The sequence below is a fragment of the Paraburkholderia sp. BR14374 genome (assembly GCF_040948685.1).
Classification (GTDB): domain Bacteria; phylum Pseudomonadota; class Gammaproteobacteria; order Burkholderiales; family Burkholderiaceae; genus Paraburkholderia; species Paraburkholderia youngii.
The window spans coordinates 172188-186829 of record NZ_JBFPKF010000012.1 but is presented as its reverse complement, the minus strand read 5'-3'; the positions used below and the strand labels follow the sequence as shown (position 1 = coordinate 186829).

16 protein-coding genes are annotated in these 14642 nt (G+C 65.1%); 2 read left to right on the top strand and 14 right to left on the bottom strand.

The window, feature by feature from the left end; genetic code table 11:
* Positions 1-230: 230 nt before the first annotated feature.
* From AB3X86_RS25450 to AB3X86_RS25410, 9 genes are all read right to left on the bottom strand, one after another.
* A complete protein-coding gene (locus AB3X86_RS25450) occupies positions 231-584 on the bottom strand; it encodes a RidA family protein (protein WP_176123671.1) in 354 nt (117 codons plus the stop codon).
* A 60-nt stretch (positions 585-644) separates the two neighbouring features.
* Entirely contained in the window at positions 645-1826 is a 1182-nt protein-coding gene (locus AB3X86_RS25445) for an NAD(P)/FAD-dependent oxidoreductase (RefSeq protein WP_368598160.1), read from the bottom strand.
* A complete protein-coding gene (locus AB3X86_RS25440) occupies positions 1819-3249 on the bottom strand; it encodes an FAD-dependent oxidoreductase (RefSeq protein ID WP_368598159.1) in 1431 nt (476 codons plus the stop codon). Before AB3X86_RS25440 ends, AB3X86_RS25445 begins: the two co-directional genes overlap by 8 nt.
* Positions 3239-3580 (bottom strand): (2Fe-2S)-binding protein, encoded by a 342-nt coding sequence (locus AB3X86_RS25435; protein WP_012406215.1) that lies wholly within the window; start codon positions 3578-3580, stop codon positions 3239-3241. The genes AB3X86_RS25440 and AB3X86_RS25435 overlap by 11 nt, the downstream gene beginning before the upstream one ends.
* 7 nt (positions 3581-3587) lie before the next feature.
* Entirely contained in the window at positions 3588-4724 is a 1137-nt protein-coding gene (locus AB3X86_RS25430; RefSeq protein WP_368598158.1) for an NAD(P)/FAD-dependent oxidoreductase, read from the bottom strand.
* Positions 4721-5518, bottom strand: a complete 798-nt coding sequence (locus AB3X86_RS25425; protein ID WP_176366855.1) for an ABC transporter permease — start codon at positions 5516-5518, stop codon at positions 4721-4723. The genes AB3X86_RS25430 and AB3X86_RS25425 overlap by 4 nt, the downstream gene beginning before the upstream one ends.
* 4 nt (positions 5519-5522) lie before the next feature.
* Positions 5523-6395, bottom strand: coding sequence for an ABC transporter permease (locus AB3X86_RS25420; protein ID WP_176123666.1), 873 nt, complete (start codon positions 6393-6395; stop codon positions 5523-5525).
* Complete coding sequence (locus AB3X86_RS25415) at positions 6382-7452, bottom strand: ABC transporter ATP-binding protein (protein ID WP_368598157.1); 1071 nt, start codon at positions 7450-7452, stop codon at positions 6382-6384. The genes AB3X86_RS25420 and AB3X86_RS25415 overlap by 14 nt, the downstream gene beginning before the upstream one ends.
* A 65-nt stretch (positions 7453-7517) precedes the next feature.
* Positions 7518-8582, bottom strand: a complete 1065-nt coding sequence (locus AB3X86_RS25410) for an ABC transporter substrate-binding protein (protein ID WP_368598156.1) — start codon at positions 8580-8582, stop codon at positions 7518-7520.
* A gap of 135 nt (positions 8583-8717) precedes the next feature.
* Between AB3X86_RS25410 and AB3X86_RS25405 the strand changes: the two genes are divergently transcribed.
* Positions 8718-9680: a LysR substrate-binding domain-containing protein gene (locus AB3X86_RS25405; RefSeq protein WP_176366852.1), complete on the top strand. Its 963-nt coding sequence runs from the start codon at positions 8718-8720 to the stop codon at positions 9678-9680.
* Between the two features lie 69 nt (positions 9681-9749).
* Here the strand turns inward: AB3X86_RS25405 and AB3X86_RS25400 are convergent, their stop codons facing one another.
* The 4 genes from AB3X86_RS25400 to AB3X86_RS25385 form a co-directional block, all read right to left on the bottom strand.
* Positions 9750-10073 carry a hypothetical protein gene (locus tag AB3X86_RS25400; RefSeq protein WP_368598155.1) on the bottom strand — a complete coding sequence of 108 codons (324 nt, stop codon included), beginning with the start codon at positions 10071-10073 and terminating at the stop codon, positions 9750-9752.
* Positions 10070-11362, bottom strand: a complete 1293-nt coding sequence (locus AB3X86_RS25395; protein ID WP_368598154.1) for an SUMF1/EgtB/PvdO family nonheme iron enzyme — start codon at positions 11360-11362, stop codon at positions 10070-10072. Before AB3X86_RS25395 ends, AB3X86_RS25400 begins: the two co-directional genes overlap by 4 nt.
* Positions 11363-11476: 114 nt before the next feature.
* Positions 11477-12133: a helix-turn-helix domain-containing protein gene (locus AB3X86_RS25390; protein WP_368598182.1), complete on the bottom strand. Its 657-nt coding sequence runs from the start codon at positions 12131-12133 to the stop codon at positions 11477-11479.
* A 315-nt stretch (positions 12134-12448) separates the two neighbouring features.
* Positions 12449-12916: a universal stress protein gene (locus AB3X86_RS25385; RefSeq protein WP_368598153.1), complete on the bottom strand. Its 468-nt coding sequence runs from the start codon at positions 12914-12916 to the stop codon at positions 12449-12451.
* A gap of 279 nt (positions 12917-13195) precedes the next feature.
* Between AB3X86_RS25385 and AB3X86_RS25380 the strand changes: the two genes are divergently transcribed.
* Positions 13196-13885, top strand: coding sequence for a FadR/GntR family transcriptional regulator (locus AB3X86_RS25380; protein WP_176384951.1), 690 nt, complete (start codon positions 13196-13198; stop codon positions 13883-13885).
* A 57-nt stretch (positions 13886-13942) separates the two neighbouring features.
* On the opposite strand, the gene AB3X86_RS25375 is transcribed toward AB3X86_RS25380, so the two are convergent.
* Positions 13943-14536 (bottom strand): acyl-homoserine-lactone synthase, encoded by a 594-nt coding sequence (locus tag AB3X86_RS25375; protein ID WP_368598152.1) that lies wholly within the window; start codon positions 14534-14536, stop codon positions 13943-13945.
* Positions 14537-14642: the final 106 nt, after the last annotated feature.

Genomic DNA, 14642 nt, shown 5'->3' with positions numbered 1-14642 from the left:
AGTCAACATGGGCCAGGTCACGCTCGTCGATTGCAGTAGTATGACGGCACGCCGATTGCTAGCGCCCATATGGGTGGCGACGTGGGTTTGTGGGTAGGGAGGGCAACGTGGCTGGACGACAGTTGCATCGACTCAGCTCTCTGCGGGTCGCGAAAGAGGTGACGGGCCGCGGCACGTATCGCGTGGCGAACGCGTAAGCGCAGCGGCTTCTGCCTGCCGCGAAGCTGCCGTTACGCCAGCGCGACGACGGCAATCTCGACCAGCAGTTCCGGCGCGGCGAGCTTCGCCTCGACGGTCGCACGAGTGGGCGCGCAGCCCGGCGCAAGCCACACGTCCCACACGCTGTTCATGCCCGCAAAATCGCGCTCGATATTCGCGAGCCACACCTGGGCCGACACCAGACGCGTCTTGTCGATGCCTGCCTTTTCCAGAAAGCCGTCGATCTTCGCCAGCACGCTCGCGGTCTGGGTTTTCACATCGGGCGCACGATCATTCGACGTCTGGCCGCCGATGAACACGAGTCCCGCTGCCTTTACGACGCGGCTCATACGCTGGTTCGTTTCGATTCTCACGATGTCGGACATACCTTGCTCTACTCCTTGCTTTGACTACAGGAAAGCGCGCCGGGCGGCGCGCGGGCGTGATCAGTGCGCGGCGGCGCTGGCCATCTGCTGCGGCGCGGGCTGGCGCGTAAAGCGGTCGATTGCGAAGTCGTCGAGCGGCAGCGAAGCGTTGCCGTCGAGCACGAGTTCGGACACGAGCCGCCCGCAGGCCGGTCCGAGCTGGAAACCGCTGCCGCAATAGCCGAACGAATAGACGAGATTCGACGCGCGGCGGCTAGGCGAGAGCACGGGCAGTGCATCGTCGGTGAACGCCTCGACGCCGGCCCACGCGCGGTTCACGCCGAGATGCCGCAAATGCGGGAAGAGATCGACGACGGTATTGGCGCTACGCACGAGCCGCGCGAAATCGACTTCGCCATGCCGGCCGTGCAGATCGGCGATACCGATCAGCTTGCCGCCGATCACGACCGTGCCGTTGTCGAACTGCTTGAACGACAACGGACGCCCGGTCGCACCCAGCGTCGCGCGGCAGAACGGCGCGACGCGATGCGTGACCATCAGCATCAGCCCTTCGGGATGCACGGGCACGCGCTCGCCCACCTGTTCGGCCAGTTGTCCGGCCCACGCGCCCGCCGCGACGACGAGTTTTTCCGCGCTGAACTCGCCGCGCGGCGTCTGCGCGAACCAGCGCGTGCCGCGCTGCTCGATGCGGGTGACGGGCGTGCCTTCGAAGAACGCCGCACCATGCCGCTGCGCGGCGAGCCGGAAGGCGGTGGTTGTCCTGAACGGCAGCGCATAGCCGTCGCGCTCGACCCAGATGCCGCCCGTCACGTGTCGCGCGAGCGCCGGCTCGAGTTCGAGCACGCTCGCGCGGTCGATCAGCTTTTCATGCGTGAAGCCGTGCGCTTCGAGTTGCGCGACGCGCGCGCGGCATTCGTCGAGTTCGGCTTCCGTCTCCGCGATCTTCAACTGGCCGGACGGCACGAAGCCGCCGTCGTCGCCGATCGTTTCGCGGAGGCTGTGCCAGATTTCGCGCGACATCAGCGCGAGCGGAATCTCGGGCAGCGGCCGGCCGAGCGTGCGCACGCCGCCCGCATTGACGCCCGACGAATGTCGCGCGACGTAGTCGGCTTCGAGCACGATCACGCTCGCGCCGCGCGCGGCCAGATGGAACGCGCTGCTCGAGCCGTGCAGCCCGCCGCCGATCACCAGCACGTCGGCTTCGCGCACGGCGCTGGAAGAGGACAGGGCAGCGTCATTCACCGGCGAGTTCTCCGAGCGTCAGCGGCTTGATGGGCGGACGGATGCGGTAATAGCCGACTTCGCCCGGCGGCACCTTGCGAGCGTCGGCGATGATTTCGGTGACGGTCAGCCCGCACATGCGTCCCTGACACGGGCCCATCCCGCAGCGTCCGAACGACTTCGCCTGGTTCGGGCCGAGGCAGCCGAGTTCGACGAAACCGCGCACGTCGCCCGCCGTCACTTCCTCGCAGCGGCACACCACCACGTCGTCGCGCGGAATGCGGTTCGCGTCGCGCGGGCGGTACAGGCTGTCCAGAAACGGACGGATGCGCGTCACGCTCTCCAACGCGCGGCGGTGCGGCGCGGCTTCGCGCTCACAGGCGGCTGCATCGATTGCACCGAGTTGACTGGCAGCGCGCAGCGCGGCGAGCGCGCCCTGTTCGGCCGCCGCCAGCGCACCGCCGATACCGCCGCCGTCGCCCGCGACGAAGGTGCCCGGCACGTCGAGTTCGCCCCATGCGTCGGTGGTCGGTGCGAAGCATAGCTGCGCGGCGTCCCAATGGTGTTGGGCGCGCAACGACAACGAGAACTGCGTATTCGGCACGACGCCCTGATGCAGCAGGATCACGTTCGCGTCGATCCGCTGCGCACGGCCTTGCGTGGTGAAACTCAGCGCGGCGGCGCGCTCGACGCCTTGCGCGTCCTGCTTCGACTCGACGCGCAGATCGTCGGCGGCTTCGTAGATGGGAACGCCCGCGGCGCGCAGCGTACGGATCAGTTGCAGGCCCTTGCTCAGGAACGGCCACGCGCGCAACGCCGACAGCAGATGTTTCTTCGCGCGCCAGCGGTCTTCGTGACGAGTCGTGTCGACGAGTGCGCGGATCGGCACGCCGGCACGCACGTACTGCCAGCCGAGGAGATAGAGCAGCGGACCGCAGCCCGCCAGCACGGGCGGCTCGGCGGGCACCTCGCCCGCGCTTTTCAGCAGGATCTGCGCGGCGCCCGCCGTCAGTACGCCGGGCAGCGTCCAGCCGGGAATCGGGAACGGCCTTTCCAGCGCGCCCGTGGCCAGAATCACGCGGCGTGCGTCGAAGCTGCCGACCTTGCCGTCCTTCAGATAGTGCACGGCATGTTCGCGCGTCACCTGCCACACGGACGCATGCGCGACATGCCGTGCGCCGGAGCGCGCGAAGGCGTCGGCGAGCGCTGCGCCCGCTGCGTAATCTGGGCCGAGAATCTCCTTGCGGCGCGCATCGGCGCGGCCGATCGCACGATAGATCTGCCCGCCGAGGGCGTCCTGCTCGTCTAGCAGCACCACTGACAGGCCCGCGCTCGCGGCGCGCGTCGCCGCGCTCATGCCGGCGGGACCGGCGCCAACCACGACGACATCGACGGCTTCCGAGGGGAAACTCGACACGGTTTCGACAGCGTAATCAGCGGGCATGAGCGTCCTCCAGCGACACATCGACGGGCGGCAGATCGCGCGCGCCTTCCTGAGAGCGGATGCGCATGCCGGCGCGCACGGTCACCATGCAGCTTTGCCGGCTCGGCACGCCGTCGATCTCGACGAGACACTCGAAGCACGCGCCCATCATGCAATACGGCGCGCGCGGCGCGCCCGAGACGGGTGTCGCACGGAACCGCGCGATGCCGGCAGCGAGCAGCGCCGCCGCCACCGACCGGCCGCCCGGCACGCGCAGCGGCTGATCGTTGAACCAGATGTCGACCGGCGCATCGGCGCCGGGCAAGGCCTTGAAGAGCGGTGTGGAGGTCATGTCGGAATCAGTGAGCGGGGGTGAGCGCAGGGGATTCGAGAAAGCGCGTGCCGGACAGCGCGGGGATTTCAGCGGGCATCGCGCCGCCGGCGATCCACGGCGCAATGCGCAGCGCGTGCGCGGCGGCCAGCGTCACGCCGCTGTGGCAGGTGACGACGAACGCGCCGGGATGGCGTGCGGATTCGTCATAGATCGGAAAACCATCGGGGCTGTAGACGCGCAACGCGGCCCACGTGCGCACCAGCCGCACGTTCTTCAGCAGCGGAAAGGCGCGCACGCCGCGCCGCGCAATGTCGGATAGCACGGGCGTCGTCGTGAAATCGTCGAACCCGACTTCTTCCATCGAATCGCCGAATTGCAGCGTGCCCTCGTCGGTTTGGCGCACGTTGAGGGTCGGGTAACGCAGGAACGGCGCGACGCGTTCGCTGATCAGCACCTGTCCGCGATTCGGTGCGACGGGCGCATGCAGTCCGACGTGCGGCGCGAGGGCGCGATTGCCGAGGCCCGCCGCGAGCACGACGCGCGCCGCGCGGTAGGTGCCGCGTTTGCCTTGTACCGCGAAGCCGCCGTGTTCGGGTGTGATGCGCAGCGCTTCCTCGTTGTTGACGAGCTTCACGCCGCGCCGCTGCATGCCCGCGTGGAGCGCGCGCAGCAGCTTCAGCGGATTGACGTGGCCGTCCATCGGCGTGTAGCTCGCGCCGATCACGTCCGGGCCGATTTCGGGAATACGCTCTCGCACTTCGCGCGCATCGAGCAACTGATACGGGTAGTCGCCCAGTTCACGCTGCAAGGCGCCGAGACGCTTCGCGCGTTCGGCGATTTCGTCTTCGGAGAAAAAGAAGTGGAAGCCGCCCGGCTGGCGCAGCGCGACGTCGATACCGGTTTCGTCGCGCAACGCCGCAGCCAGCGACGGCCAGCGCGAAGCCGAGCTGCGCGACCAGCGTGCATACGGCGACAAGCCATAGCCCTTGCCCTGAATCCAGACCAGCCCGAAGTTGCCGCGCGACGCGCGCAACGCGCCGTCGTCCTGGTCGAGCACGGTGACGTTCGCGCCGTCGCGCGCAAGGCCCCAGGCAACGGCGGAACCGACCAGTCCGCCGCCCAGCACGAGCACGTCGGGGTTGTCGGAAACGTGATGAATCATCGAGCTTCTCCAATGAGGATGCGGTCCAGTCCGACCATGCGGTCGAGCAGCACCATCAGCACAACCGTGCCGACGATCAGCACCGCCGACACCGAAGCGACGAGGGGATCGATGGTCTGCGCGATCTGGTTGTACATGGCGACGGGCAGCGTGGTCGTGCCGGGTGTCGCGACGAAAATGGTCATCGTCAGCTCGTCGAAGCTCTGGATGAATGACAGTACCCATCCGCCGGCGACGCCCGTGCGGATCATCGGCAGCACGACGCGGCGAAACGCGGTGAAGCGGCTCGCGCCGCACGACAGCGCCGCGCGCTCGGCATCGCGATCGAGCCCGACGGCCGACGACAGCGCGAGGCGCAGCGCATACGGCAGCACGATGATCACGTGCGTCGCCACCAGCGCCCAGAACGAACCGCTCAGATGCAGCAGCGACAGAAAGCGCAGGAACGCGATGCCGAGCACGACGGCGGGAATCATCATTGGCGAGAGGAAGAAGCTCATCAACGCGCCACGGCCCGCGAAGCGATAGCGCGCAATCGCGAGCGCCGCGGGCACCGCGAGCGCGACGCCGATGGTCGCCGCCGCGAACGCGAGCCGCACGGAAAGCCAGAATGCCGACACGATGTCGTCGTTCTCGAGAATCGCGCGAAACCAGCGCAGCGACGCGCCGTCGAAGGGCATCGAAATGAAGCCCTTGTCGGTGAACGCAACCAGCATCACGACGACGAGCGGCGCGAGGATGAAAGTGAGAAACAGCGCGTTGAACAGCAGACCCCAGAATCCGTTCTGTTTCATGGCGTCACTCGAAAATATGCTTGAAACGGCGCTCGGCGAGACGGCTGCAGCCCATCACGATCGCGACGTTCGCAATGAGCAGCAACACGGCGATGCTCGCGCCGAGCGGCCAATTCAGTGTGCCGAGGAATTCGTCGTAGGCGGCGGTGGCGACCACTTTCAGACGGCGCCCGCCGATCAGCGCAGGCGTCGCGAACGCCGACGCCGACAGAGCGAACACGATGATCGAACCCGACAGCACACCGGGCATGATCTGCGGCAGCACCACGCGGCGGAACACGCGCAACGGCGAACCGCCCATCGACAGCCCCGCCCATTCGACCTGCGGATCGAGCTTTTGCAGCGTCGCCCACACCGACATCACCATGAACGGCACTAGCACATGCGTGAGCGCGATGATCATGCCCGTCATCGTGAAGACGAGGCGGATCGGCTCGGAGGTGATGTGAAAGGCTTGCAGTGCGTTATTGAGCACGCCGTTATTGCCAAGCAGAATCTGCCAGCCGAGCGTGCGCACCACGACGGAAATCAGCAACGGGCCGAGCACGATCAGCAGACACAGCGACTGCCAGGGCCGCTTCATCCGCGCGAGCACGATGGTTTCCGGCACGCCGAGCAGTACACTCAGCAGCGTCACGGCGAGCGCGAGACTCACCGTGCGCAAAAAGATTTCGCCGTAGTACGGATCGCTCAGCACTTCGACGTAGTTTTTCAGCGTGTACGCGGCCTGTACGCCGGCGACATCGCTGAACACGCGAAACGACAGCAGCAGCGTCAGCACGAGCGGCACGAACAGCAGCGCGCCGAACAGCAGCAGCGCCGGCGAAGCGAGCAGCCAGGGCGCGGCGCCCGCGCGTGAATCGTCAAGCGTTGCCATGAGCACGCTCCCGGGTCAGCACGCGCAGATCGTCGTCGGTGAACGAGAGTCCGACTTCGTGGCCTTCGTCGGGCGGCGGCGCGCCGAAGTTCGGCTGCGCGATATGAAGTTTGCCGAGCGCCGTATCGACTTCGAGCAGCCACTGGTTACCGATGAACACGCGGTTCGCAATACGTCCGTGCATGCGCGCGTCGCCATTCGCAAGGCGTACTTTCTCCGGGCGAATGTAGACGTGCACTGCGCCTTCGACATCGCGCCCTTCGTGCGGCACGTGCAGCGTCGTGCCCGCCACATCCACGACGGCGCAGCGCGGATTACGCTCCCGCACTTCGCCAGGCAGCGTGTTGGTACGCCCCAGAAAGGTCGATGCGAACGGCGTTGCGGGACGTTCGTAGGCATCGAACGGCGTGCTCAGTTGCGCGATGCGCCCCTTGTGCAGCACGGCGATGCGGTCGCTCATCGTCATCGTTTCGACCTGATCGTGCGTGACGAGGATCGTCGTAATGCCGAGGCGCTTCTGGATCGCGCGCAGTTCGATGTGCATTTCCTCGCGCAGCTTCGCATCGAGATTCGACATCGGCTCGTCGAGCAGCAGCAGGTTGGGGCGCATCGCCAGCGCCCGCGCAATCGCGACGCGCTGGCGCTGTCCGCCCGACAGTTCCTTCGGATAACGCGCGTCCAGGCCGTTGAGCCGCACAAGATCGAGCGCTTCGGCGATGCGCACCGCGCGCTCGTCGCGCTTCATGTTGCGCATTTCGAGACCGAAGCCGACGTTGCCCGCGACCGTCATATGCGGAAACAGCGCATAGCTCTGAAACACGACGCCCATGCCGCGCTTTTCGGGGCGCTCGTGCGTGATGTCGCGTCCGCCGAGCGTGATGCGGCCCGCGCTCGGCGTGACGAAGCCGGCGATCATCTGCAGCGTGGTCGTCTTGCCGCAGCCGGACGGCCCGAGCAGCGACAGGAACTCGCCGCGTTCGACGGACAGATCGAACTGCTCGACCGCAGTGAAATGGCCGTAGCGCTTCGAGATGCCCTGCAGAGTGAGAAAGGTCATGGCGTCGGTCCTGTGCGGAGTCGGGACGTAGGAACTGTGAAGCGGCTATGAAGCGGTTGCGCCGCTCAGCGTTCGACCGAGCGGTTCCAGCGCTCTGTCCATTCCGTGCGATGCTGGTTGATCGTGGTCCAGTCCATCGCCGTGAGCTTGTTCACCTGTTCCGGACCATACGGCACGCGCGCCGCGACCTCGGGCGTCAGCTTGACCGTTTTGTTGACGGGGCCAAGTCCGATTGCTTGCGCCTGCATTGCCTGCACTTCGGGGCTCAGCAGATACTGGATGAACTCCTGCGACAGCTTTGGCTGTGCGTTCTCGGCCAGCGCGCAGGCCGCTACCTGCAGCGCGACGCCCCCTTCCTTCGGATACACGAACTTGAGCGGAAAGCCCGTGTTTTGCAACGCGACGGCGCGACCGCTGCCATACGGCGCCATGATGACGTCGCCCGCCTGCATCAGGCCGTCCATTTCGCCGGGCGTCGGCGCCCACGACAGCACGTCGGGTGCGACCTGCTTCGTCATCGTGTTGAAGCCGGGGTCGATATTCTTTTCGCTGCCGCCGTTCAGGCGCGCGAGCATCACGAGTGTATGCAGTCCATACGTGTTGGTGATGGGCGGCACGCCGAGCTTGCCCTTCAGGCGCTTGTCGGTGAGCGCCTGCCATGAATCGGGCGCGGGCAGGCCGAGCTTTCTGAACGCCTCTTCGTTGTAGCCGATGCCCGTCGCGACCATACCGACCCCGACGGCCGTCGGGCCGAGCCGCGCGAGCGGGTAGAGGTCTTTCATCACGGGCGCATCTTCGACCTTCGCGCACAGGCCGAGCTGCATCGCCTGATACATGGGGCCGTCGTCCATCACCGCGACGTTGATCTGCTGATGCCCTTTCTGCGCCTGCAGCTTCGCGAGCGTATCGCTCGAATTGCCCGCCACATAGACGATCTTCACGTCATGCGCTTTTTCGAACGGCGGAATGACTTTCTGCCGGTACAACTGCTCGTTCGAGCCACCGACGTTCGCGACATACAGCGTAGTTTCGGCGTGGCCGTGCAACGGAGCGGTCAGACAGACGACGGACAGTGCGGAGGCGAAAGCGTGGAGCGTAGAACGGCAACGGCGGCGCAGCGATTCTTGCATGACGGCGATCTCCGGTCAGTGTGGGAATGGACGCTCTGGTGGCGTGTCCATACATCACAGTCTGTGCCGCAATGGTCATATGGTCCAATACGAACAAAATAGCAATCTATACATAGTTGATATGGGTTGAAACCGATGAACCTGAAACATGTTGAGGCATTTCGTGCGGTGATGGTCGCCGGGTCGATGACGGCGGCGGCCAAAGCGCTCTTCACGTCGCAACCGAACGTGAGCCGTCTGATCTCGCAGCTCGAACGGGAGACGGGCTTGCTGCTGTTTCAGCGCAGCGGCGTTAGGCTGATCCCGACCAGCGAGGGCACGGCGTTTTTCCGCGAGGTGGAGCGCGCATATGTCGGCTTGCAGGGGCTCGCGAACGCCGCCGCGCAGATTCGCAATCTGGGCAGTGGGCGTCTGCGCATCGCGGCGATGCCTTCAGCGGGCCTCACGCTCGTGCCGCATGCGATCAAGCGTTTTCAGGCGCTGCATCCCGGTGTGACCGTGTCGCTGCACGTCAACACGTCGGGCACGGTGAATCACTGGACGGCGTCGCAGTTCTGCGATCTGGGCGTGGCGGTGTACATCAGCGAGGCGTCGAATTGCGAAGTTGAGATGCTGTCGACGGTGGCCGCCGTCTGCGTGATGCCGGCAGTGCACCGGCTTGCTTCAAAAGCTGTGATCAGGCCCGCTGATCTCGAGGGCGAGTCGTTTATCTCGCTGTGTCACGGCGATGGCACGCGCGCGCAGATGGACGAGGTGTTCCTGCGTGCGGGCGTCGAACGCAAGCTGGCGATCGAGGCGCAATACACGGCGATCTGTTGCGAGCTGGTGCGCTGCGGCATGGGCGTGACACTAGCGCATCCGGGCGTGGCGCTTGACTTCGCCGGGCCGGACATCGCGATCCGGCCGTTCTCGCCGGCGGTCATGTTCCCGATGTATTTGCTGTTTCCGCCGCACCGGCCGCGCGAGCGGCTGGCGTCGGCGTTTATCGAAGTGCTGCGCGCGGAGCACGACGAGTTGATGGAGAAGATGGCGCGGATCGTGCCGGACTCAGCGTCGAAGAAAACCCGCCAGCGAAGCGGCAAACGCGCTGTTCAATAACGTTGCCGCGGACCCGTCGGGGTATCGCGGCAACGCGGCGAGCCCATTGTATTTGCCCGGTATTTCAACTCAGACAAACAGAAACGGGACGAAGAACAGTTGCGGCGTGCAGTTAGCAGAACTATGAGAAGAGAGCCTGATACCAGGCTGGGTCAGCTTGCTGATCGAATGGGCGTGCAAGCGAGCGTCTTTTGCCGGAAACTGCCAGACGTTGTCGAGCAATTGAGTCAGAGCCGACAAGAGAAGAGGGAGGGCGAGCGCTGGCGGTCTCATCTGCGTTTCGCCAGGAAGCTGCGCTTTCCGAAGCACCAGCTCGATGAAGCGGGGCGAAAATTTACCACCGTCAGTGAGCGGAAGCTGAATTTTGTTTTCAACTTCCGCTTTATTTGTCACCCCCGCACACACCGAAACCCCGCATACACATACTGATAGTGCGGCTGAAACCAGTTGCGAAATTCCGGCCGCAGCATGCACAGCGCGGTACGCGCCGAACCGCCCTTCAGCACGTAATGCTGTCCATCGAAGAAGTTGGCCGAATAGCCTGGATAGAACGGAAACGCTTCGAACCCCGGCAGCGCTTCGAATAGCGTCGAGGTCCATTCCCAACCGTTGCCGAACTGACCTTCCGCACCGAACGCGCTGACGTTGTCCGGATGCGCATCGACGGGCCGTGGGTCCCAGCTGCGGAAATCGAAATTTCCCGATGCCGCGCGCGGCGCGCCGTGCGCCGCGCGTTGCCATTGCGCCTCCGTTGGCAGGGCTTTGCCGGCCCAGCGCGCGTAGGCGCTCGCTTCGGCCTGGCTCACGTAGACGGGCCAGTCGAGCGGCAACGGCACGTCGTCGAACATCGTGCGCAGCGTCCATGCGGTGCGGCCGTTTTCCAATGTGCGTTGCGACCAGCCGGCCGGATGCTCGATGCACTCCGCTTCCTTCCACGCCCAGTCTTTCGGCGACCACCACTTCGGCTCGCGATAACCGCCGTCTTCGAGGAACTCGAGGAACGCACCGTTCGTGACCATGTATCGATCGATCTCGAACGCGGGCACCTCCACGCCCATCTCGCCGAATTCATTGTCCCAGCCGAAACGGCCGGCCTCGCGCGGCATGCCGAGCACGGTCGTGCCGGCGGGCACGCGGACCATCGACGACAACCCGTCGCGCCGCTCCGTGCGTGTCACCACCGGTTCGCGCAATGCGGTGTTTTTCTGCGCGAGCGGCAACTGATGAAGCATGTACGCGAGCGTTTCCGCGTGCATCAACCGATGCTCGATCGCGACGTTCAGCAACTGCACGGCCGCTTCATCGCCCACCGGGTTGCCGAGTTCGTCGAGCGCGGCGTCGATCTGGCGGCGCGCGCGCATCGCATACTCGCGCACGGCGTCGAGCGACGGCCAATCGCTGGGCTGATCGGTGGGAAAGCCGCCGTCTACCGGATCGATGCCGAATGCGAACAGCTGGTCGAGTTGCGGTGCGAAAGCCGGCAGATCGAACAGACGTTGGTCGAACAGATTGCGATCGAACGCTTCGAGATGGCCGATATAGAACACGACACGGTGACGCTCGCGGATCGGCCGTTCATAGAGGTAGGCGGGTTTGACGATTGCAAACAGGTCATCGGTGACTTGACGCGCGTCGTGCAGGCGCTGCACGAGCGGATGGTGCGGGGCAGGGTCGCGATTCATTGGGGCCGGGTCTCCATGCAACACGGTTGCCGTGGGTGGCGGTCTGAAAACTTTACCCCCTCGCAGACCGCGTGCCAAGACGAACCGAGCGACCGTTCAGCCCCGCGGAGCCGCTCAGACCTGCCGCAAGCCTTCGAGATCGACGATGTGAATATGCTTGCCCCGCGTGTCGATCAGGCCACGCTTTTGAAATCTTGACAGCGTGCGGCTGACCGTTTCGAGCGTCATGCCGAGGTAGCTGCCCATGTCCTCGCGCGTCATGCGCAGGTTGAATTCCGACCACGAGTAGCCGCGCTGCGCATTGCGCTGCGACACGTCCAGCAGGAAGGCGGCGACGCGTTCGTCGGCGGACAGAGAGCCGAGCACCATCATCTGCGCGGCCTCGCTGACGATCTGCGCACCCAGCAGCTTGTGCATGCGCTCCTGGATCGAACCGATCTCGCGACATAGCTGCTTCAGCGCACTGTATGGAACGATGCACACCGTGCTGTCTTCCAGCGCGACGGCGCTGCACGCATGGATGTCCGCGCTGATGCCGTCGAGCCCGAGCGGCTCGCCCGCAAGACGCAGGCCGGTGACCTGCTCGCGGCCGTCGCGGTGGACCATCACGGTCTTCATCGAGCCGGAACGCAGCGCGTAGATGCTGTCGAAGCGGTCGCCGCTGCGATACAGCGCTTCGCCGCGCAGCACCGAGCGCGCCGAGCAGATCAGCGTTTCGAGCTTCGGCAGCTCGTCCGCGGATAGCCCCTGCGGCATGCAGATCTGACGCATCGAACAACTGGAGCAGCGCGCGGCGGTGCGTGCGGTGGCGCGTCCCGCCATGGACTCGCGGCTGCCGCTCGCGGCAGAGCCGGCGGAGCGGGTCGAGGAACGGGGCACAGCGGTAGGATTCAGCATGTTCTGCGCGCGATTGATTATTGGTGGTGGTGAAATTGTCCCACCCGTTATGACCCTCAACAGGTGGCAAAGTGACGCGTTCGCTGCTTCGCTTTCCTGGCGACGGTGCTGCCCCGACGAAGGTGGGAAGGTGAGCCGCCGCGGCCGATGTCGGCGTCGTGGCTCACCGACTTGCGCATGATGACCGTGTCAGACGGGTTGCTTATCGGCGCCCGCGGCGGACGGTACCAGCAGAACCGGCAGCGTGGCCTGGCGCACGCAGCGTTCGGCGACGCTGCCGAGAATCAGCCGCTGGAAGCCACGCCGGCCGTGCGTGCCCATCACGAGCAGGTCGGCGTTGAATTCGGCGGCGGCGTGCAGCACGATCTCGGCGACATCGCCGAGCGACGAAGCCTCGGAAACCCCCGGGTCGCCTTTCACACCTTGCTCGACCATCACTTTCGAAAACTCGGCACGCAGCTCCTGGCCTTCCTCGATCAGCCGGTTGCGCAGGATCGACGGGTCGTAGCCGGGCGCCTCGAAGTACATCGGCGTATTTTCGACGACATAAAACGGCCGCAGCACAGCGCCATTCGACTTGGCGAGTTCGAGCGCCGCTTCGAACGCACGGCGCGAGGTATTGCTGCCGTCGACCGCTACAAGGATGCGTTTGTACATATCGGCTCCACGTCAAAAAAGCGTCTGCCACATTGCCAGCCGCGGCAGGGTTTATTGATCTTTTATACCAATGAAGATTAGATGATTGCCGGAAAAGATGCACTCGACCAGGATGTAAATCAAACATTTGCCAAATATTCAGACCCGGCGCGGACGAAATGGCGGGCGCGGCAGCGCGCGAGTGGCCTTGCATGCTTACAAACCGCATAAGTTTGCTGAAGCTGGAACAAGGTTGGCCTTACAATCAGGCCATATTCAGACAAGCTGGCCAGTCCGCTGATGAACGATCGAAAAACCAAGGGCTTACCCGACCAGATCTACGGCGACATTCTCAACCGCATCCTCGAAGGCGAGTACAAGGAAGGCGAGCGGTTGCCGACCGAGCACGCGCTGGCGGAGCGTTTCGCCACGTCCCGGCCGACCGTGCGCGAAGCGCTCGCGCGATTGCGGGCCGACGGCATCATCTCGACGCGGCACGGCTCTGGCACGACCGTCGCGCGGCGCCCCGACCCGGACGTGCGCCGCTTCGCGCCGCTCGAAACGCTGTCCGATATCCGCCGCTGCTATGAGTTTCGCATCGTGACCGAGGCGGGCGCGGCCGCGCAGGCAGCGTTGAAGGCCGACGCCCAGGACATCGCCGCGATCCAGCATGCGTGGGACGAGCTGGAGCGCATCATCGAGGCGAAGGGCATCGGCGCGAAGGACGACTTCCTGTTCCACCAGGCGGTCGCGCGGGCGTCGAAGAATCCGTTTTTCATCACGGTGATGTCGTTCATCGAGGAACAGATCCTGTTCAGCATGAACCTGTCGCGCAATCTGTCGCTGGTCAAAACGGTGGAGCGGCAGCGGGTGGTGCAGGCCGAGCACATGGCGGTGCTCGACGCGATCCGCCGCAAGGACTCGGCGGCTGCGGGCGCCGCGATGCGCGCGCATCTCGAGAACGCGCTGGAACGGATGTTCGGTTCCTGAGTCCGCGCGCGCGGGTGAAGGTGTCGAGATTTCGGTGCGGCCACGCTCCGGCGCGGCTCAAGCCGCGTCGGCGACCGGCCCGAACAGCGAGGTCAGCGTTTTCGCGCTTACCGCGACGTCGAGCGCGACGGCCCGTTCGACGCCGATCTGCAGCGGCGGCCCGAGCCGGCTGATATCGAGCCCGGCACGGCGCAGCATGCGCTCGATCGGCGTGGTAGTCACCGTGACGTAATGCGTGATGCCCATGCGCTGCGCGAAGCGCATCACCTCCTGAATCGCGCGAATTGTCATATCCGTGAAACCAAAAGACTGTTCCTCCCCGCTGGTTTCGATCGCCCAGCGGCTCAGTTCCCAGATGTGTCGGCCGACCGGCGCGGCGGCGCCATGCAGCAGTTGCGGGAAGGTGTCTTTCAGCATGTTCGGACCTTCGGTCGGCATCAGTCGCCAACAGCCGCGCAACCGTTCGTCTTCGCCCTGAATCAGCATGTAGTACGGCCCGAGCGCGTCGTAGCCGTCTATCTCCATTCCCGCGATGGTCGGAATTTCCCAGCCGAGCCGGCCGTGAAAGACCCGGGCGCGCAGCCGGTACATCTCGTTGATCAGTTCGTTGTCGAATTCCTGCCGGAGTCCAATACGGATCGTGGTTTGCATGACGTTCTCCTGTGCGTGTTGGGGCTGCCACATACGCAGGAAAACTTATGCATTCTGAATCTTTGCGCCACCTACCTACCTGGATAGGTGTGGATGCTTATCGGGT

Bases quoted from the DNA above. Each gene is read 5' to 3' on its own strand.
- AB3X86_RS25450 (WP_176123671.1), bottom strand. From the start codon at position 584: ATGTCCGACATCGTGAGAATCGAAACGAACCAGCGTATGAGCCGCGTC.
- AB3X86_RS25440 (WP_368598159.1), bottom strand. From the start codon at position 3,249: ATGCCCGCTGATTACGCTGTCGAAACCGTGTCGAGTTTCCCCTCGGAA.
- AB3X86_RS25435 (WP_012406215.1), bottom strand. From the start codon at position 3,580: ATGACCTCCACACCGCTCTTCAAGGCCTTGCCCGGCGCCGATGCGCCG.
- AB3X86_RS25430 (WP_368598158.1), bottom strand. From the start codon at position 4,724: ATGATTCATCACGTTTCCGACAACCCCGACGTGCTCGTGCTGGGCGGC.
- AB3X86_RS25425 (WP_176366855.1), bottom strand. From the start codon at position 5,518: ATGAAACAGAACGGATTCTGGGGTCTGCTGTTCAACGCGCTGTTTCTC.
- AB3X86_RS25420 (WP_176123666.1), bottom strand. From the start codon at position 6,395: ATGGCAACGCTTGACGATTCACGCGCGGGCGCCGCGCCCTGGCTGCTC.
- AB3X86_RS25415 (WP_368598157.1), bottom strand. From the start codon at position 7,452: ATGACCTTTCTCACTCTGCAGGGCATCTCGAAGCGCTACGGCCATTTC.
- AB3X86_RS25410 (WP_368598156.1), bottom strand. From the start codon at position 8,582: ATGCAAGAATCGCTGCGCCGCCGTTGCCGTTCTACGCTCCACGCTTTC.
- AB3X86_RS25405 (WP_176366852.1), top strand. From the start codon at position 8,718: ATGAACCTGAAACATGTTGAGGCATTTCGTGCGGTGATGGTCGCCGGG.
- AB3X86_RS25395 (WP_368598154.1), bottom strand. From the start codon at position 11,362: ATGAATCGCGACCCTGCCCCGCACCATCCGCTCGTGCAGCGCCTGCAC.
- AB3X86_RS25390 (WP_368598182.1), bottom strand. From the start codon at position 12,133: ATGCGTCAGATCTGCATGCCGCAGGGGCTATCCGCGGACGAGCTGCCG.
- AB3X86_RS25385 (WP_368598153.1), bottom strand. From the start codon at position 12,916: ATGTACAAACGCATCCTTGTAGCGGTCGACGGCAGCAATACCTCGCGC.
- AB3X86_RS25380 (WP_176384951.1), top strand. From the start codon at position 13,196: ATGAACGATCGAAAAACCAAGGGCTTACCCGACCAGATCTACGGCGAC.
- AB3X86_RS25375 (WP_368598152.1), bottom strand. From the start codon at position 14,536: ATGCAAACCACGATCCGTATTGGACTCCGGCAGGAATTCGACAACGAA.